Source organism: Morganella sp. GD04133 (assembly GCF_029835375.1).
GTDB lineage: Bacteria > Pseudomonadota > Gammaproteobacteria > Enterobacterales > Enterobacteriaceae > Morganella > Morganella morganii_B.
Genome location: NZ_JAODZS010000008.1, coordinates 24,218 through 43,943, shown reverse-complemented (window position 1 = coordinate 43,943; position 19,726 = coordinate 24,218). Strand labels below are relative to the sequence as shown.

General features: G+C 51.4%; 15 protein-coding genes. 11 read left to right on the top strand and 4 right to left on the bottom strand.

All coding sequences use genetic code 11. The features are described 5' to 3' along the window. The first annotated feature begins 237 nt into the window (after window positions 1–237). Both nhaA and nhaR read left to right on the top strand, forming a co-directional pair. A complete protein-coding gene (nhaA, locus tag N7387_RS05070; protein WP_262882620.1) occupies window positions 238–1,416 on the top strand; it encodes a Na+/H+ antiporter NhaA in 1,179 nt (392 codons plus the stop codon). A 91-nt stretch (window positions 1,417–1,507) separates the two neighbouring features. Continuing rightward, window positions 1,508–2,437 carry a transcriptional activator NhaR gene (nhaR, locus tag N7387_RS05065; RefSeq protein ID WP_262859004.1) on the top strand — a complete coding sequence of 310 codons (930 nt, stop codon included), beginning with the start codon at window positions 1,508–1,510 and terminating at the stop codon, window positions 2,435–2,437. Window positions 2,438–2,498: 61 nt separating this feature from the next. On the opposite strand, the gene rpsT is transcribed toward nhaR, so the two are convergent. Then, entirely contained in the window at window positions 2,499–2,759 is a 261-nt protein-coding gene (gene rpsT, locus N7387_RS05060; protein ID WP_015422441.1) for a 30S ribosomal protein S20, read from the bottom strand. A gap of 351 nt (window positions 2,760–3,110) precedes the next feature. Here rpsT and ribF point away from each other — a divergent pair, with 351 nt between their 5' ends. The 9 genes from ribF to N7387_RS05015 all read left to right on the top strand — a co-directional run bounded on the left by ribF (window position 3,111) and on the right by N7387_RS05015 (window position 16,454). After that, the gene (ribF, locus tag N7387_RS05055) at window positions 3,111–4,055 is read left to right on the top strand and encodes a bifunctional riboflavin kinase/FAD synthetase (protein ID WP_279797398.1); all 945 of its coding nucleotides are present in this window, start codon (window positions 3,111–3,113) and stop codon (window positions 4,053–4,055) included. Window positions 4,056–4,082: 27 nt separating this feature from the next. Then, a complete protein-coding gene (gene ileS / locus N7387_RS05050) occupies window positions 4,083–6,896 on the top strand; it encodes an isoleucine--tRNA ligase (protein ID WP_279797397.1) in 2,814 nt (937 codons plus the stop codon). A gap of 3 nt (window positions 6,897–6,899) precedes the next feature. Continuing rightward, complete coding sequence (gene lspA, locus N7387_RS05045; RefSeq protein WP_262859001.1) at window positions 6,900–7,421, top strand: signal peptidase II; 522 nt, start codon at window positions 6,900–6,902, stop codon at window positions 7,419–7,421. 60 nt (window positions 7,422–7,481) lie between these two features. Then, window positions 7,482–7,913: an FKBP-type peptidyl-prolyl cis-trans isomerase gene (gene fkpB / locus N7387_RS05040; protein WP_262882617.1), complete on the top strand. Its 432-nt coding sequence runs from the start codon at window positions 7,482–7,484 to the stop codon at window positions 7,911–7,913. 112 nt (window positions 7,914–8,025) lie between these two features. Then, the gene (gene ispH, locus N7387_RS05035) at window positions 8,026–8,976 is read left to right on the top strand and encodes a 4-hydroxy-3-methylbut-2-enyl diphosphate reductase (RefSeq protein ID WP_279797393.1); all 951 of its coding nucleotides are present in this window, start codon (window positions 8,026–8,028) and stop codon (window positions 8,974–8,976) included. A gap of 177 nt (window positions 8,977–9,153) precedes the next feature. Further along, window positions 9,154–9,969, top strand: a complete 816-nt coding sequence (gene dapB, locus N7387_RS05030; protein ID WP_279797391.1) for a 4-hydroxy-tetrahydrodipicolinate reductase — start codon at window positions 9,154–9,156, stop codon at window positions 9,967–9,969. Between the two features lie 435 nt (window positions 9,970–10,404). Continuing rightward, the gene (gene carA / locus N7387_RS05025) at window positions 10,405–11,544 is read left to right on the top strand and encodes a glutamine-hydrolyzing carbamoyl-phosphate synthase small subunit (protein ID WP_279797389.1); all 1,140 of its coding nucleotides are present in this window, start codon (window positions 10,405–10,407) and stop codon (window positions 11,542–11,544) included. A 14-nt stretch (window positions 11,545–11,558) separates the two neighbouring features. Continuing rightward, on the top strand, window positions 11,559–14,786 hold the full coding sequence (gene carB, locus N7387_RS05020) for a carbamoyl-phosphate synthase large subunit (RefSeq protein WP_262858997.1): 3,228 nt from the start codon (window positions 11,559–11,561) through the stop codon (window positions 14,784–14,786). Between the two features lie 204 nt (window positions 14,787–14,990). Next, complete coding sequence (locus N7387_RS05015; protein WP_279797386.1) at window positions 14,991–16,454, top strand: YadA-like family protein; 1,464 nt, start codon at window positions 14,991–14,993, stop codon at window positions 16,452–16,454. A 341-nt stretch (window positions 16,455–16,795) separates the two neighbouring features. On the opposite strand, the gene dkgA is transcribed toward N7387_RS05015, so the two are convergent. The 3 genes from dkgA to N7387_RS05000 all read right to left on the bottom strand — a co-directional run bounded on the left by dkgA (window position 16,796) and on the right by N7387_RS05000 (window position 19,642). Then, window positions 16,796–17,620 carry a 2,5-didehydrogluconate reductase DkgA gene (gene dkgA / locus N7387_RS05010; RefSeq protein ID WP_274370533.1) on the bottom strand — a complete coding sequence of 275 codons (825 nt, stop codon included), beginning with the start codon at window positions 17,618–17,620 and terminating at the stop codon, window positions 16,796–16,798. Between the two features lie 28 nt (window positions 17,621–17,648). Then, window positions 17,649–18,806 carry an alcohol dehydrogenase gene (gene yqhD, locus N7387_RS05005; protein WP_262858993.1) on the bottom strand — a complete coding sequence of 386 codons (1,158 nt, stop codon included), beginning with the start codon at window positions 18,804–18,806 and terminating at the stop codon, window positions 17,649–17,651. Window positions 18,807–18,943: 137 nt separating this feature from the next. Beyond that, the gene (locus N7387_RS05000) at window positions 18,944–19,642 is read right to left on the bottom strand and encodes a DedA family protein (protein WP_262867841.1); all 699 of its coding nucleotides are present in this window, start codon (window positions 19,640–19,642) and stop codon (window positions 18,944–18,946) included. Window positions 19,643–19,726 lie beyond the last annotated feature (84 nt).

Below are 19,726 nucleotides of genomic sequence, written 5' to 3'. Positions count from 1 at the left end.
ATTCAGTGAGCGGTAGTAACGACAGCAGAATATCCGCCGGTATGAGGGATCATACGATACACGTCATAAAAACTAAAATGTTAATATAAAGTTAGTTTAGGGGTGTTTATCAGTAAATTTTGTGATGTAAACCCCTATTGATCAGAAATTACCGAGTTATTGTTGTCGAATAATCTGCTTTTTTCGAGTTAATTGTTTGCATATTATTAACGCCGACAGTCTTAAAGGAGTTAACCCATGACCGCAATTATCCGACAGTTCTTAAAACTCGAAGCCGCAGGCGGCATACTGCTCATTATCGCCGCATTGATTGCGCTGGTAATGGCAAATACGCCGCTGTCTGCGCTGTATCAGTCGTTTCTTGATATTCCTGTTGCTGTAAAATTTGCGGCACTGGAAATTGATAAGCCCTTGTTATTATGGATTAATGACGCCCTGATGGCGATATTTTTCCTGGTCGTCGGGCTGGAAGTAAAAAGAGAGCTGATGACCGGTTCTCTGGCCGGGCGCGACAAAGCGATGTTTCCGGCGATTGCCGCACTCGGCGGTATGATAGCCCCGGCATTGGTCTATCTGCTGTTTAACGGCGGGGATGCCGCCGCTGCACAGGGCTGGGCGATTCCGGCTGCAACCGATATTGCGTTTGCGCTCGGCGTGATGGCATTACTGGGCAAACGCGTGCCGACAGAGCTGAAAGTCTTTCTGCTGGCGCTGGCGATTATTGATGACCTCGGGGTTATCGTCATTATCGCGCTGTTTTACACCAAAACCGTTTCACTGACCGCACTGCTGCTGGCGGCACTGATGGTGGTGGTACTGTGTGTGATGAACCTGCGTAACGTCAGCAATACCGCCGCGTATATGATTGCCGGGCTGATATTGTGGGTGTGTATTCTGAAATCCGGTGTACACGCAACCCTGGCCGGGGTGATCGTCGGGTTCCTGATCCCGCTGCGCAGCAAAGATGGTGAGCACTCACCGTCAGAGGAGCTGGAACACGTATTGCATCCGTGGGTGGCGTTTCTGATCCTGCCGCTGTTTGCCTTTGCCAATGCGGGTGTCAGTGTTCAGGGTATTTCTTTTGATGCACTGATGGGCACACTGCCGCTGGGGATCCTGCTCGGCCTGTTTATCGGGAAACCGCTGGGGATTTTCACCGCATGTCTGATTTCGGTAAAACTGGGCTTTGCAAAATTGCCGGAGAGGATTACTCTTAATCAGATATTTGCTGTATCGGTGTTATGCGGGATCGGTTTTACAATGTCTATCTTTATCGCGGGACTGGCATTTACCGGGCTTCCGGAAGCATTTAACACCTACTCTAAGCTGGGAATTCTGATTGGTTCCACCATGGCGGCAGTCACCGGGTTGTTCCTGCTCCATTCCGTGTTACCGAAGAAAACAGTCCGGCAGTAATCCGCTGTTCACCGGCCTCCCCGGCCGGTGAATACAACAGAATTTCCGAGTTAACCATCAAAAAAAGATAAGGCATGTACCGGGAAAAACTATGCGAGTCTCCCATTTAAACTACAATCACCTCTATTATTTCTGGCACGTCTGCAAAGAAGGGTCGGTGGTGGGGGCGGCAGAAGCACTCTACCTGACCCCGCAAACCATTACCGGTCAAATCAAGGCGCTGGAAGAGCGTCTGGACGGTAAGCTGTTCAAACGTCAGGGACGCGGCCTGGTGCCATCAGAGCTGGGTCAGCTGGTGTTCCGCTATGCGGACAAAATGTTTATGCTGAGCCAGGAGATGCTGGATATTGTCACTTACAGCCGCGAATCCAATCTGTTGTTTGATGTCGGGGTCGCGGACGCACTGTCAAAACGCCTGGTCAGTAAAGTGCTGGAAACGGCGGTGATGGAGCATGAGCAAATTCACCTGCGCTGTTTTGAATCCACGCACGAAATGCTGCTGGAGCAGCTCAGTCAGCATAAACTGGATATGATCCTTTCGGACTGCCCGGTGGATTCGACCCAGCAGGAAGGGCTGTTCTCCGTGAAACTCGGGGAGTGCAGTATGAGTTTCTACTGTCGTCAGCCCGCGCCGCAGAAGCCGTTTCCGGAATGTCTGGAAGAGCGCCGTCTGCTGGTTCCCGGCCGCCGTTCAATGCTCGGTCGTCAGTTACTGACCTGGATCCGCAATAAAAACCTGGAAGTGGAAATTCTGGGTGAGTTTGATGATGCGGCACTGATGAAAGCATTCGGGATGTATCACAATGCGATTTTTGTGGCGCCGTCACTCTACAGCAAAGGTATCTTTGCGGACAGTGATGTTGTCGAACTGGGAACAGTGGATACCATCAAAGAAGAGTATTATGTGATTTTTGCCGAGCGTATGATCCAGCATCCGGCGGTTCAGCGGGTGTGTAACAAGGATTTCTCTGCATTGTTCAGCGGTTCGCAGTCGTCTGCGGATATCGGTTTGCCGGACTGAGGCGAAAAAAGGACATAAAAAAACCGGCATCAGCCGGTTTTTTTATGTCTGCACAATCAGATTACATTGCTTTGATCTGAGCAGCCAGGTTCGCCTTATGACGGGCAGCCTTGTTCTTATGGATCAGGCCTTTAGCAGCGTGACGATCCACAAGTGGTTGCATGTCATTAAATGCGTTCTGAGCAGCTTCTTTGTCGCCGGCAGCGATAGCAGCGTAAACCTTCTTGATAAAGGTGCGCACCATAGAACGACGGCTAGCATTGTGCTGGCGACGTTTTTCAGACTGAATGGCGCGTTTCTTAGCTGATTTGATATTAGCCAAGGTCCAACTCCCAAATATATTCTTCGAGGACAATACAAAGGTGGAGGAATATGCCTGCTCCGCTTTATTTTGTCAATGGATTTGTGCAAATATGCGTCGTTGTACAGCGACGCAAATGTACGTTGTGATGGGCGGGGATTTTATCAGTTTACGCAGCGGGAATACAGCCCTTACACGGAAAAAAGTCACCGGAATGGTAAGATTCTGACGAAAAAAATGATTTTTCACTTTCCGCAGAAGGGGATGCTCCGTTTTTTGTACAGAGAATTCGCGATTCAGCCGCATTAGTGGGTTAACCTGACGCGGCGGACAAGGTATAATCGGACTAATTTTGACTGTATTGAGCCGGCTATGGAGCTAATTCGCGGTACTCACAATATTCGTGCGCGTCACCATGGTTGCGTGCTGACTATCGGTAATTTTGATGGCGTTCATCGCGGACATCAGGCATTACTGTCACATCTGGCGCAGGAAGGAAAACGTCTGGGGCTGCCGTCGGTCGTCATGATCTTCGAGCCGCAGCCGCTGGAATTTTTTGCCCCGGATAAAGCGCCGGCACGCCTGACCCGGCTGCGCGATAAGGTAAAATATCTTGCGCAGTACGGTGCGGACTACTTATTGTGTGTTAAATTCAGTAAACAATTTGCATCGCTGACACCGGATGCCTTTATCTCACACCTGCTGGTTGAACAGCTGGGGGTGAAGTTTCTGGTGGTCGGGGATGATTTTCGTTTCGGAAAAAATCGTCAGGGCGATTTTCACGGGCTGTGTGAAGCGGGGAAACAGTATGGTTTCACGGTTCGCAGCACGGAAAGTTTTTGTGATAACGGCAAACGGATCAGCAGCACGGTCATCCGCCGCGCGCTGGAAAACGACGATCTGGCGCAGGCTGAGGCGCTGCTCGGGCACCCTTACCGCATCAGCGGGCGCGTGGTGCACGGCAACGAACTCGGGCGCACCATCGGTTTCCCGACTGCCAATATCCCCCTGAAACGTCTGGCGGCACCGGTACACGGTGTGTACGCTGTGGACGTTTACGGCCTCGGGCCGCATCCGCTGCCGGGTGTGGCTAATATCGGCTCCCGCCCGACGGTACAGGGTAAGAGCCAGCAACTGGAAGTTCATCTGATTGATGTGTCTATGGATTTATACGGGCAGCATCCGGATGTGGTACTGCGCAAGAAATTGCGAAATGAACAGCGGTTTGCCTCGCTCGATGAGCTGAAAGCGCAAATCGCGCGGGATGAGATTGCGGCAAGGGAATTTTTACAATCCAACCCCTCGTTATGTGTTTAACGGAATAATATTGGAACTGAGAATCGAATGAGTGACTATAAAAATACCCTGAATCTCCCGGAGACAGGGTTCCCTATGCGCGGGGACTTAGCAAAGCGCGAACCTGATATGCTGAAACGCTGGTACAAAGAAGGTCTGTACCAGGCGATCCGTAAAGCCAAAACCGGTAAAAAAACCTTTATCCTGCATGACGGTCCTCCGTATGCAAACGGCAGCATTCACATTGGTCACTCAGTCAATAAAATTCTCAAAGATATTATTATTAAATCCAAAGGCATGGCCGGTTTCGACTCCCCGTATATTCCGGGCTGGGACTGCCACGGCTTACCGATTGAACACAAAGTTGAACAGGTGATTGGCAAGCCGGGTGACAAAGTCACGCCGGCTGAGTTCCGTGCCGCCTGCCGCGAATACGCAAAAGAGCAGATTGAAGGCCAGAAGGAAGACTTTATCCGTCTGGGCGTGCTGGGTGAGTGGGATCATCCGTACCTGACCATGGACTTCAAAACCGAAGCGCACATTATCCGCGCACTGGCAAAAGTGATTGCCAACGGCCATCTGGTCAAAGGGGCGAAACCGGTTCACTGGTGTACCTCCTGTGCCTCTTCCCTGGCGGAAGCGGAAGTGGAATATTACGACAAAACCTCTCCGTCTATTGACGTGCGCTTCACTGCTGTTGATGCGGATACCGTTTACAGCAAATTCGGCGTGGAAAATGACGGGCTGCCGGTTTCTCTGGTTATCTGGACCACCACGCCGTGGACCTTACCGGCAAACCGCGCAATTTCCCTGAATCCGGAATTTGATTATCAGTTAGTCCGTGTAAACGACGAGCGCCTGATTCTGGCCGCTGATCTGGTGGAAAGCGTGATGAAACGCGCCGGTATCACCAGTTGGACTGTTGAAGCAGACTGCAAAGGCAGCGACCTGGAATTGCTGCGTTTTAATCATCCGTTTATGGGCTTTGATGTTCCGGCTATCCTCGGCGATCACGTCACCCTGGATGCAGGTACCGGTGCTGTGCATACCGCCCCGGGCCACGGTCCGGACGACTATGTAATCGGTCAGAAATACGGTCTGGAAACCGCCAACCCGGTCGGCCCGAACGGCTGTTATGTCAGCGGCACCTATCCGTCACTGGACGGCGTGTTTGTGCTGAAAGCCAATGACATCATTCTGGAACTGCTGAAAGAGAAAGGCGCGCTGCTGCACAGCGAAAATATCTCGCACAGCTATCCGTGTTGCTGGCGTCACAAAACGCCGGTCATCTTCCGTGCCACGCCGCAGTGGTTTATCGGCATGGACGTGAACGGTCTGCGTCCGCAGTCTCTGAATGAAATCAAAGGCGTGAAGTGGATCCCTGGCTGGGGCGAAGCGCGTATCACCGCGATGGTGGAAAACCGTCCGGACTGGTGTATCTCCCGTCAGCGTACCTGGGGCACGCCGATGTCTCTGTTTGTCCATAAAGAGACCCAGGAACTGCACCCGCGCACGCTGGAACTGATGGAAGCGGTTGCCAAACGTGTGGAAGAGCACGGTATTCAGGCATGGTGGGATCTCGACCCGCGTGACCTGCTGGGTGATGATGCCGATATCTATGAAAAAGTGCCGGATACCCTGGATGTCTGGTTTGACTCCGGATCCACCCATTTTGCTGTTGTCGATGCCCGCCCTGAGTTCCATGGCAATTCTGCGGACATGTATCTGGAAGGTTCTGACCAGCACCGCGGCTGGTTTATGTCCTCACTGATGCTGTCTACCGCGATGAAAGGCAAAGCGCCTTACCGCGAAGTACTGACTCACGGCTTCACCGTCGATGGTCAGGGACGCAAAATGTCCAAATCGCTGGGCAACACCATCAGCCCGCAGGATGTGATGAACAAACTCGGCGCGGATATCCTGCGTCTGTGGGTTGCTTCTACTGACTACTCCGGTGAAATCGCCGTTTCGGATGAAATCCTGAAACGCTCTGCGGATTCTTACCGCCGTATCCGTAACACCGCGCGCTTCCTGCTGGCAAACCTCAATGGTTTCAATCCGGAAACTGATATGGTGAAACCGGAAGAGATGATTGTGGCAGACCGCTGGGCTGTCGGTCGTGCGCTGGCGGCACAGACTGATATTCTGAAATCGTATGAAGCCTATGATTTCCATGAAGTGGTGCAGCGTCTGATGCAGTTCTGCTCGGTGGAAATGGGCTCTTTCTACCTGGATATCATCAAAGATCGTCAGTACACCGCGAAAAGCGATGGCCTGGCGCGCCGCAGCTGTCAGACCGCACTGTTCCATATCGCGGAAGCACTGGTTCGCTGGATGGCACCGATCATGTCCTTCACCGCCGATGAAATCTGGAATGTGATGCCGGGCAAACGTCCGCAGTACGTCTTCACTGAAGAGTGGTATGACGGCCTGTTCGGGCTGAATGCACAGGACAGCATGAACGATGATTACTGGGCAACGCTGCTGGCGGTGCGTGGTGAAGTCAACAAAGTGCTGGAGCAGGCACGTGCTGATAAACAGATTGGCGGCTCGCTGGAAGCAGCGGTGACCCTGTATGCGGATGATGCCCTGGCGGCACAGCTGAACAGCCTGGGTAATGAACTGCGTTTCGTGCTGCTGACCTCTCAGGCAGATGTGAAACCGCTGTCTGCGGCACCGGAAAGTGCGGTAAACAGTGAGCTGGACGGCCTGCGCATCGGCTTCGGCAAAGCGGAAGGCAGTAAGTGTCCGCGTTGCTGGCATTATGCGACCGATATCGGTCAGGACAGTGAATATCCTGAACTGTGCGGCCGCTGTGTGACAAACGTAGCCGGAAACGGTGAAGAACGTAAGTTTGCCTGATAAATGAAAAAACCACTGTGTTCGACCGGATTGCGCTGGCTGTGGCTGGCGGTCCTGGTACTGGTACTGGATGCGATTTCAAAGCAGCTGATTTTAGCCAATTACGGGCTGCATGAATCCACATCACTGATACCGTACTTTAATCTGACCTATGTGCGGAATTACGGTGCCGCATTCAGCTTCCTCGCATCTCAGGGCGGCTGGCAGCGCTGGTTCTTCACAGCGGTGGCTATCGGTATCTCCGTGACATTATTAGTGATGATGTACCGCACCAGTGCGCGTAATAAACTCAGTAATATTGCCTATGCACTGATTATCGGCGGGGCGCTCGGCAACCTGCTTGATCGCCTGATGCACGGCTTTGTGGTGGATTACATCGACTTTTATGTCGGTGACTGGCACTGGCCGACGTTCAACCTGGCGGACAGCTGGATCATCATCGGGGCGGGGCTTATCATTATAGAAAGCTTTATCCCTGACGGTAAGAAAAGCGACAAACCAGAGAATAAGACATCATCAGACTGATGACCCGAATATCCGCCGCGAGGCGGATATTTTTTATCTGATACAGAGAGTAATAATCATATGCAGGTTGCAGAACATCACAGCGTATTACTGGATTACACCTTAACACTGTCTGACGGCTCGGTAGCAGATTCCACAGAGGCGCAGGGCAAACCGGCACTGTTCCGTCTCGGTGACGGCAGTTTGTCTGACGCACTGGAGCAGCAATTACTGGGCTTATCCGCCGGGGATAAAAAAACCTTCACACTGCCCGGTGAAGCGGTATTCGGCAAGCCGAGCCCGGATCTGATTCAGTTTTTCTCCGCCGCTGATTTCCTGGAAGCCGGCCTGCCGGAAACCGGTACGATCATGCTGTTTACCGCCATGAACGGCAGTGAAATGCCGGGAATTATCAAATCCGTTACCGAAGATTCTGTCGAGGTGGATTTCAATCATCCGCTGTGCGGACAGGATGTGACGTTTGATATCAGTGTCCGTGACGTCACCGCATAATAAACAGAGCAATAATTAGCATTACGGTCCGGGGGACGGCTCTGGTATAGTAGCGCGCAAATGTTGAATGTTTGTTTTACTGCCCGTCCGGGCGATGGTTTGGAGGCTGAACGTGCGTATTTTACTGGCTAACCCGCGGGGGTTCTGTGCAGGTGTTGACCGGGCAATCAGTATTGTGGAGCGGGCGCTGGCGTTATACGGCGCGCCTATCTACGTCCGTCATGAAGTCGTGCACAACCGCTATGTGGTCAATGATCTGCGTGAGCGCGGCGCGATTTTTATTGAGGAAATCGCTGAAGTGCCGGATAACGCCATTCTGATCTTCTCCGCCCACGGTGTCTCACAGGCGATCCGTCAGGAAGCGCGTTCCCGCAATCTCACCATGCTGTTTGATGCCACCTGTCCGCTGGTCACCAAAGTGCATATGGAAGTCGCCCGCGCCAGCCGCAAAGGTAAAGAAGCGATTCTGATCGGCCACGCCGGACATCCGGAAGTGGAAGGGACGATGGGGCAGTACAACAACCCGGAAGGCGGCATGTATCTGGTGGAATCCCCGGAAGATGTGTGGAAGCTGAAAGTCAAAGATGAGGAAAACCTCAGCTTTATGACGCAGACCACACTGTCTGTTGATGATACCTCCGAAGTTATTGATGCGTTGAATGCCCGTTTCCCGAAAATTATCGGGCCGCGCAAAGATGATATCTGCTATGCCACCACCAACCGTCAGGAAGCGGTACGGGATCTGGCGGGTCAGGCAGATCTGGTGCTGGTGGTCGGCTCCAAAAACTCATCCAACTCCAACCGGCTGGCGGAACTGGCGCAGCGGGTCGGAAAACCGTCTTATCTGATTGATTCCGCCGATGACATTAATCCTGTCTGGCTTCATGATGTCGAGACTATCGGCCTGACGGCCGGGGCATCTGCGCCGGATGTGCTGGTACAGCAGGTGATCAGCCGCCTTCAGGAACTGGGGGCCGACGAAATCAGTCAGCTCGAGGGGCGTGAGGAAAATATTATCTTTGAAGTCCCGAAAGAGTTACGGGTGGATATCAAAGAAGTCTGATACAGCAAAGCAGAACACCGGTTCTGCTTTTTTTTGTCCGCTGCCCGGCGAATACAGTTTTACTGATAATCGGCGGGCTGTATTGTGATTTTCTGATGATAGCGGCGGGTAACTGGTAATCCGGCCGGACTGCCGTTAATCTGCTGGCATACAGACAGAAAACTGAGGATAACAAATATGGGTAAGTTACGGCTCGCGGTTGCGGGTGCCGGTGGCCGCATGGGACGCCAGCTGATTCAGGCGATTGCACAGAATGATGATGTGGTACTGGGGGCGGCATTTGAGCGCGAAGGTTCCTCACTCACCGGGACCGATGCCGGTGAACTGGCGGGTACCGGGCGCAATGGCGTGATCCTGACGGCAGATCTGAACAGTGAGAAAGACAATTTTGATATCCTGATTGATTTCACCCGTCCGGAAGGCACCCTGACACACCTGGCGTTCTGTACCGCTAACAGCAAGGGAATGATTATCGGCACCACCGGGTTTGATGACGCAGGAAAAGCCGCTATTGCACAGGCTGCGCAGCAAATTCCTGTGGTTTTTGCGGCGAATTTCAGTGTTGGTGTCAATCTGGTGCTGAAACTGCTGGAAAAGGCCGCCAAAGTGATGGGCGACTATACCGATATCGAAATTATTGAAGCGCATCACCGCCACAAAGTGGATGCGCCGTCCGGAACAGCGCTGGCGATGGGAGAATCGATTGCCGGGGCGCTGGGGCGTGACCTGAAGGATTGCGCGGTGTACTGCCGTGAAGGCTATACCGGCGAGCGGGAGCGGAACACTATCGGTTTTGCCACTGTGCGTGCCGGGGATATTGTGGGCGAGCACACCGCGATGTTTGCGGATATCGGTGAGCGTGTTGAAATCAGCCACAAGGCTTCAAGCCGGATGACATTTGCAAATGGCGCAGTCAAGGCTGCAGCCTGGCTGAGTGATAAAAATAACGGTTTATTTACCATGAAGGATGTGCTTGATCTGGAAAATTTATAATAAAATGTAAATCACAACGGGTTGATAAGGTGGTAATATTTCTCATTATTACTACCTTAACCTTTATTTTTTTAAAATTTCGCATCTGACCTCTGTTTGTTGTCATTATCATCGTAATCGATCTCCTTTTTATCGCTGTTTTTGCCTTTCTTATCATTTTTTCCGGTTGTAAGCCTTTTTTTCAGTCATCTCATCAAAAATTCAGTATAAAGCTGACAATGACACGGTTTTATCCCTCTCAGTCCGCCTGTTTTGATCATGATGGGTAAAAAAATATAAAAAAGTCGATTTTCTCTGGACAACTGCCCGTTCGATCTTTAGAATGCGCCGCAATTTGTCAAAATTTGGTTAAATTTCTATTTTGGCATTGCTTTATAGCCCCAAATCTGAATTAATATGCACTAATTGTGATTTATTATTCCTCCGGAGGGTGTTGTGTTTAAGTCAGCAATCCTGGTTCTGCAAGACGGAACCACATTTCACGGACGCGCCATCGGCGCAGAGGGTGCCGTTACCGGCGAAGTCGTTTTTAATACCTCGATGACGGGGTATCAGGAAATTCTCACCGACCCCTCTTATTCCCGCCAGATAGTCACTCTCACTTATCCCCATATTGGTAATACCGGCACGAACAGTGCTGATGAAGAATCCCCGGATGTCTATGCACAAGGCCTCGTTATCCGCGACCTGCCGCTGACCACCAGTAATTTCCGCAGTGAAGAAAGCCTCTCCGAATACCTGAAACGCCGCAACGTTGTGGCTATCGCCGATATTGATACCCGCAAACTGACCCGTTTACTGCGCGAGAAAGGCGCTCAGAACGGCTGTATCATTGCCGGTGAACATCCGGATGCGGCACTGGCGCTGAAAAATGCGCAGAGCTTCAGCGGGCTGAACGGACTGGATCTGGCGAAAGAAGTCACCACCGCACAGCCATACAGCTGGACGCAGGGCTCATGGACACTGGACGGCGGCTTATCGGCGGATAAAACCGCGGAAGAACTGCCATTCCATGTAGTGGCGTATGACTTCGGTGCCAAGCGCAATATTTTGCGCATGCTGGTTGATCGCGGCTGCCGTCTGACCGTCGTACCGGCACAGACCCCGGCGGAAGAGGTGCTGAAAATGGCCCCGGACGGCATTTTCCTCTCTAATGGCCCGGGTGACCCGGCACCGTGTGATTATGCGATTGAGGCTATCACCCGCTTCCTGGAAACCGATATCCCGCTGTTCGGTATCTGCCTGGGGCACCAGTTACTGGCGCTTGCCAGCGGTGCAAAGACCATCAAAATGAAATTCGGTCACCATGGCGGCAACCATCCGGTTAAAGACATTGAAAATAATGTGGTGATGATCACCGCGCAGAACCACGGTTTTGCGGTGGATGAGGCGACGCTGCCCGCGACACTGCGCGTCACGCATAAGTCACTGTTTGACGGCACATTGCAGGGTATTCACCGCAATGATAAACCCGCATTCAGTTTCCAGGGTCACCCTGAAGCCAGCCCGGGTCCGCACGATGCCGCCCCGCTGTTCGACCACTTTATTGAACTGATGAAAAACGTCCGTCACTGATCAGGAGCAGAAAAATGGCAAAACGTACAGATATCAGCAGCATCCTGATTTTAGGCGCCGGTCCGATTGTTATCGGCCAGGCCTGTGAATTTGACTACTCCGGCGCCCAGGCGTGTAAAGCCCTGCGCGAAGAGGGTTACCGCGTTATCCTCGTTAACTCCAACCCGGCAACCATTATGACCGACCCGGAAATGGCGGATGCGACTTACATCGAGCCGATTCACTGGGAAGTGGTGCGCAAAATCATCGAAAAAGAGCGTCCTGATGCCGTTCTGCCGACCATGGGCGGACAAACCGCGCTGAACTGTGCGCTGGATCTGGAACGTCACGGTGTGCTGGCAGAGTTCGGTGTCGAAATGATTGGTGCGACAGCGGATGCGATTGATAAAGCCGAAGATCGCCGCCGTTTCGATATCGCCATGAAAAAAATCGGTCTGGATACAGCGCGTTCCGGTATCGCACATACCATGGAAGAGGCGTTTGCGGTCGCTGATGATGTCGGTTTCCCGTGCATTATCCGCCCGTCATTCACCATGGGCGGCACCGGCGGCGGTATCGCGTATAACCGTGAAGAATTTGAGGAAATCTGTACCCGCGGCCTGGATCTCTCCCCGACCAACGAACTGCTGATTGATGAATCGCTGATTGGCTGGAAAGAGTACGAAATGGAAGTGGTGCGCGACAAAAAGGATAACTGCATCATTGTCTGTTCCATCGAAAACTTCGATGCCATGGGTATTCACACCGGTGACTCTATCACCGTTGCCCCGGCGCAGACTCTGACAGACAAAGAATACCAAATCATGCGGAACGCTTCGATGGCGGTACTGCGTGAAATCGGCGTGGAAACCGGCGGCTCCAACGTACAGTTCTCGGTCAACCCGAAAACCGGCCGCCTGATTGTTATCGAGATGAACCCGCGTGTATCACGCTCTTCCGCGCTGGCCTCGAAAGCGACAGGGTTCCCGATTGCCAAAATCGCCGCCAAACTGGCGGTGGGTTATACCCTCGATGAACTGTCAAACGACATCACCGGCGGCCTGACACCGGCCTCTTTTGAGCCGTCCATCGACTATGTTGTGACAAAAATCCCGCGCTTTAACTTTGAAAAATTCGCCGGTACCAATGATCGTCTGACCACACAGATGAAATCTGTCGGTGAAGTGATGGCTATCGGACGCACTCAGCAGGAATCCCTGCAAAAAGCGCTGCGCGGCCTCGAAGTGGGCGCAACCGGTTTTGACCCGAAAGTCAATTTAGATGATCCGGATGCACTGACCCGTATCCGCCGTGAACTGAAAGAAGCGGGCGGTGAGCGGATCTGGTATATCGCGGATGCGTTCCGCGCCGGACTGTCTGTCGATGGCGTATTTAACCTGACCAACATTGACCGCTGGTTCCTGGTGCAGATTGAAGAACTGGTGCGTCTGGAAGAGCAGGTGGCAGATGTCGGGATTAACGGCCTGACCCCGGAATTCCTGCGTCACCTGAAACGCAAAGGTTTCGCAGATGCACGGCTGGCAAAACTGGTCGGCGTGGCGGAAGCTGAAATCCGCAAACTGCGCGACAGCTACCAGTTGTGGCCGGTATACAAGCGCGTGGATACCTGTGCGGCAGAATTTGCCACCGACACCGCCTATCTCTACTCCACCTATGAAGAAGAGTGTGAGGCGCAGCCGAACAACGATAAACCGAAAATTATGGTGCTCGGCGGCGGGCCGAACCGTATCGGCCAGGGCATTGAATTTGACTACTGCTGTGTGCATGCGGCGATGGCGCTGCGTGAAGACGGCTACGAAACCATCATGGTTAACTGCAACCCGGAAACCGTTTCCACGGACTACGATACCTCTGACCGCCTCTATTTCGAACCGGTGACGCTGGAAGATGTGCTGGAAATCGTGCGTGTCGAAAAACCGGCGGGGGTGATTGTCCAGTACGGCGGGCAGACGCCGCTGAAACTGGCGCGCAGCCTGGAAGCGGCTGGTGTGCCGGTTATCGGAACCAGCCCCGATGCGATTGACCGCGCGGAAGACCGCGAACGTTTCCAGCAGGCAGTTGTCCGCCTCGGCCTGAAACAACCGGCAAACGCCACAGTATCCAATATTGAGCAGGCGGTTGAACGGGCAAAAGAGATTGGTTATCCGCTGGTGGTGCGTCCTTCTTATGTACTGGGCGGGCGCGCGATGGAAATCGTCTACGACGAAACCGACCTGCGCCGTTACTTCCAGAATGCGGTCAGTGTCTCCAATGACGCACCGGTGCTGCTCGACCGCTTCCTCGATGATGCGATTGAGGTGGATGTTGATGCTATCTGCGACGGCGAACAGGTGCTGATTGGCGGCATTATGGAGCACATCGAACAGGCAGGGGTTCACTCCGGCGATTCAGCCTGCTCGTTACCGGCTTACACGCTGAGTCAGGAAATCCAGGATGTGATGCGCGACCAGGTGAGAAAACTGGCGATGGAACTGCGCGTACGCGGCCTGATGAACACCCAGTTTGCGGTTAAAGACAACGAAGTGTATCTGATTGAAGTCAACCCGCGTGCGGCGCGTACCGTGCCGTTTGTCTCCAAAGCCACCGGGGTGCCGCTGGCGAAAGTGGCAGCGCGTGTGATGGCCGGACAGACCCTGGCGCAGCAGGGTGTGACAAAAGAAGTTATCCCGCCGTACTACTCGGTGAAAGAAGTGGTGCTGCCGTTCAACAAATTCCCGGGCGTTGACCCGATTTTAGGGCCGGAAATGCGTTCAACCGGGGAAGTGATGGGCGTGGGACGCACCTTTGCGGAAGCCTTTGCCAAAGCGATGCTCGGCAGTTCTTCCTCACTGAAGAAAAAAGGCCGTGCGCTGCTCTCTGTCCGTGAAGGGGATAAAGGGCGGGTGGTGGATCTGGCGGCAAAACTGCTGAAACAGGGTTTTGAGCTGGATGCGACACACGGTACTGCGATTGTGCTGGGTGAGGCCGGTATTAACCCGCGTCTGGTGAATAAGGTACATGAAGGCCGTCCGCATATTCAGGACAGAATTAAAAACGGCGAATACGATTACATTGTGAATACCACCGCCGGACGTCAGGCGATTGAGGATTCCAAAGTGATCCGCCGCAGTGCCCTGCAATATAAAGTGCATTACGACACCACCATGAACGGCGGCTTTGCCACTACACTGTCTCTGAATATGGATCCGACAGAGAGAGTGATTTCAGTACAGGAAATGCACAGCCTGATTACTGATAAATAAGGTGATTAATTAATATAAAAAATCCGCTGCAGCGGATTTTTTTATTATACGTATAAGTGAATATTGATAATAAATTCAATAAGAATGATATCTTAATTATGTTTTTTGCTTTTTTTTGTGTTTACTTTTTGTTTATTCTTTTTTCTGGTGGTTATCAGTATATTTTCGGCAGATTAAATTTTTAACGGATATCAGGATAACCTTATGAAAAAAAGTATATTAGCTTTAATTATCTCACCTTTATTTATTCATACCGCTAATGCAGCGCGTACGGATGTTGTACCTCTTCCGCTTGCAAAGGAAATTGGTGCACCGCTGTTCCATTTCTCGGCTGATAAAGCGGAGGGTGATCGTGAGGTCGGGATCTCTGAATTAGAGCAGGTAACTAAGGGTATCGGAACGCACCTCTCTGAAGCCTATGAATATATTGATGATGTCATAAAAGACAGTGAAACGAGAGATATTGTTTTAGAGAAAAAAATAACGCATACCCATCAGGTGGCAACAAGTACTCAAAAATTGGTTGATACATTTATCGATGACGCAGGAAAAAAAATAGTCCCTGAACATATTAACCGTATGTTACCGGATGCAATTAAAAGCGAATTGTCACCGCTGGAAGAACGGACTGAGTTTTTAGAAAATAAAACGCAGGCGATGGATGCTCAGTTGGATATCACAGCCAGAAAAGCGGAGCATAACAATACACTTATCGGTACCCTTCCTGAGCAGATTAATCGTATCTTACCGGACGCGATTAAAAGCGAACTGTCACCGCTGGAAGCACGGACTGAAGTTTTAGAGAATAAAACAGAAGAGATAAATACAAAAACAAATAGCATGACTATGTTATTCAACGAAATTCCTGTTCTGATAAAACAGGAATTTGAGACTCATCAGAGTGATGTTGATACGCAGATTGAACAGCTTAGAAATATATCTCATTTTAATGATATAAATATTCATGAAGAAAAAAGAAATGCAGCGTCAACAAAAGTCGTCACTCAGGCACTACTCGGTGCAACAGAAGACCTGGAAACTGACGTTGATAAGCTGAAAAATAAAGTCCGGGCAGTGGAACTGCAGGCCAGTTTTGCAAAACATTCGGCGTATACCAGTGAGAAAGATATTCGCGAAAACAAGAATCAACTTGGCGTACAGTCCCGGGATATCGCAAAAAACAAAAAATTACTCGAATCCGCTAAAGTGGTGACCTCCGCTATCACCGATGCCACGTTAGCGCTGGAAGCGGATGTGGCGAAGATGGATACCCGTATCAGCAACGCATCAAAAAAAGCCGGTACGGCCACAAATATTGCTAATCAAAACACACGGCATATTGCTGAGCAGAAAGTGAAAGTTGAGAAAAACACGCTGGATATCCTGAAAAACCGCCAGGATCTTCGTGCGTTAGAAAATGATCTGCGTGAGACCAATGAGCGTCTTGATAACGGCCTGGCGGCCAGCGCGGCACTGAATGGTTTATTCCAGCCGTACGGTGTCGGCAAACTGAATATCACTGCGGCTGTGGGCGGATATCAATCCACTCAGGCAGTCGCAGTGGGAACCGGTTACCGGTTCAACGAGAACATCGCCGTGAAGACCGGTATGGCATACACCGGTTCGAACGATGTGATGTACAACATGGCGGTTAACCTTGAATGGTAACGCTGTGTTATTGTGACTGAAAGGTCATGTTTCATATACTCCTCCTTTCATATTGACGTTTGAATTTATTTTTAATAAATAGTGAATTAATTATATTAATGACAGTAAGACTGAAATTCAGATAATTAATCCTGCTATATTTGCCATGCTTTGGGAAATACATATTGCGTTCGTGTATTTCCCCTTTTTTATTTTTTCCGTGTGTTTGTTTCCCATGTGATTATTAAAGAATAGTTGTTTTCGGAATGGTAATTCATAGCATGGTTATTTTCTGAATGATTATCAGATAAATAAAAACCACCTGTATAATTTATACAGATGGCTTTCAGACAGTCACTAACTTAATTAAATTCTTTTGGATCCGGCCCTAAGCGGGTACCTGAATCGAGAGACTGAATCTGTGAGAGTTCTTCTTTCTCCAGACGGAAATCAAAGACATCAAAGTTTTCCTGAATCCGCGAAGGGGTGACTGATTTTGGTATCACAATCAATCCACGATCCAGATGCCAGCGAATCACTATCTGTGCCGGGGTTTTCTGATATTTTGCCGCTAATGCCTGAATGACATCAGTATCAAAAACACCTTCACCCCCCTGTGCCAGCGGGCTCCAGGATTCAGTGTGAATAGAATGGGTCGCATTCCAGGCCTGAAGCTCGCGCTGTTGCAGCAGCGGGTGAAGTTCAATCTGATTGAGTACCGGTGCCACGCCGGTTTTGTGGATAATGCGCTGCAAATGACCGATATCAAAATTACAGACGCCGATACTGCGGGTCAGTCCGGATTTCTGTAATTCAATCAGCTGCTCCCAGGCGGAAACATAATGATCTTCTGCCGGTGCAGGCCAGTGGATAAGATACAGATCCACATAATCGAGCTGTAACTTTTTCAGGCTCTCTTCCAGCGCTTTACCGGCGTGCTGCTGGTCGCTGTTCCACAGTTTGGTGGTAATAAACAACTCGTCGCGGGGAACGGTGGTTGCTTTCAGTGCGTCACCGACACCTTCCTCGTTCTGATAAATCGCGGCAGTATCAATCAGCCGGTAGCCGGTTTCCAGTGCGGTCTGCACCGCAGCACCAACCACATCATTCCCGGCTTTCCAGACACCCAGCCCCAGTTGCGGCATGAAGTGTCCGTCAGATAAGGTAACTAATGCAGGTTTGTTCATGTGGCCTCCAATCAGTGTTTATGGTGTATCAGACGGCAGCCCGGTAGATCCGTTCACTGACTTCCGGCGTGATGTCCTGGTGTTCACCGAGAGCAGTCTGACCGTGTTCAGTGAGCTTGGCAACCAGTTTGGGAATGCCGCTGTCATCAATCTGATAATCAGAAAAACGGGTTTTCACACCCAGCTCTTCAAAGAAAACGCGGGTTGCTTCAATGGCGCACTCAATCCGGCTCTCTTCCGAACCATCCGTCAGATGCCAGACACGCTCAGCGTACTGTAATAATTTTTCGCGTTTGGTTTTGCGTTTTTCCCGCAGCAGTGCCGGTAAGACAATCGCCAGGGTTTGCGCGTGATCCAACCCGTACAGCGCGGTAATTTCATGGCCCAGTGCGTGTGTTGCCCAATCCTGCGGCACACCGGCACCAATCAGCCCGCTCAGTGCCTGGGTGGCAGCCCACATCACATTGGCACGGCTGTCATAATCTTCCGGATTAGCGAGTACTTTCGGGCCTTCCTCAATCAGCGTCAGCAAAATACCCTCTGCAAACCGGTCCTGAATTTTGGCATTCACCGGATACGTCAGATACTGCTCGAGAGTGTGAATAAAGGCATCGACCACACCGTTGGCTGTCTGGCGCGGTGGCAGAGTGTACGTGGTCTGCGGATCAAGAATCGCGCATTTCGGATGCACCAGCGGGTGACCGAATGACTGTTTATCCCCGGTTTCACGGCGGCTGACCACAGAAAAACAGTTGGTTTCAGAGCCGGTGGCGGGCAGTGTCAGCACACAGGCAATCGGCAGCGCACTGCGGATATTGCGGCCTCCGGTAGTGATGATATCCCACGGATCGCCCGGATAATCCACTGCAGCGGCAATAAACTTGGTGCCGTCGATCACGGAGCCGCCGCCGACTGCCAGCAGATAACTGATATCGTGCTCACGGATATACGCGATCGCTTTTACCAGCGTTTCATAGGCCGGGTTCGGCTCGATACCTGAAAACTCATGAACCTTATAGCCATCCAGAGCAGTCAGTACCTGTTCGTAAACACCGTTACGCTTAATACTGCCGCCGCCGTACAGCATCAAAACGTTGGCATCTTTCGGGATTTCACTGCTGAGTTTGGCGATTTGTCCTTTGCCGAAACGGATTTTTGTCGGGGTGAAAAGCGTGAAGTTGTTCATTATTTCTCCGGGTAAGATTAGGAAAAATGAAGCGGATAACCATTAAGTGTAGTGTAAATCAGGGCGGGTGTGGTGGCGAATCGGATTGTGCTTTCCGGCAGGCAGGCAGCAAAAAGGCACCCGCAGGTGCCCTTAGCTTATTTCTTATGAACGCGGTGACGTCTGCGGTTAAGCAGGGCACGGCGTCTGCGGTAGTGGCGGATTAACAAATACAGGGATGCCACGATACCGACAATCAGGAAAAAGACCGGGATCAGCAGCAGTGCGGTCATTACAGTTTTTTCATGTGCTTTGACAAACGGGATCTGATTGAGCACATACCCGAAGGTGGTAATAATCGCCACCCAGAGGAATCCGCTCAGCCAGTTAAAGAACTGGAAACGGCGGGCCGGCAGCGAGGAAAGACCTGCCAGCATCGGCAGCAGAGTACGGACAAAACCGAGAAAGCGGCCAATCAGCAGGGCATACAGACCGTGGCGGTTAAACAGCACTTCGGCTTTCTGATGATAATTTTTCGGGATCTGCGTCATCCAGCGCCTGACGGTTTTGGTATCACTCAGCCAGCGCCCCTGAACAAAACCCAGCCAGCTGCCGAACCCGGCGGCGGCGGTCAGAATCGCCAGTGTCGGCAGGAAATCCATTACGCCTTTCGCAATCAGTGCGCCTGACAAAATAAGCAGGGTATCCCCGGGCAGAAACGCGGTGGGCAGAATGCCGTTTTCCAGCACAATAACGGTGAAGAGGATAGCGTAAACCAGCCAGAGGACTTCGGGATTAGAGAGTGTGGCAAAATCGTGAGACCAGAGCGCACTCACAATCTCTGATAAACTAGACATTAGATTTCCTGTAAAACGAGATCCGGAACAACGGTACAGACAGTGTATCGCAAAAATTGCTCACTCGTTTGATTTGATCGGGTT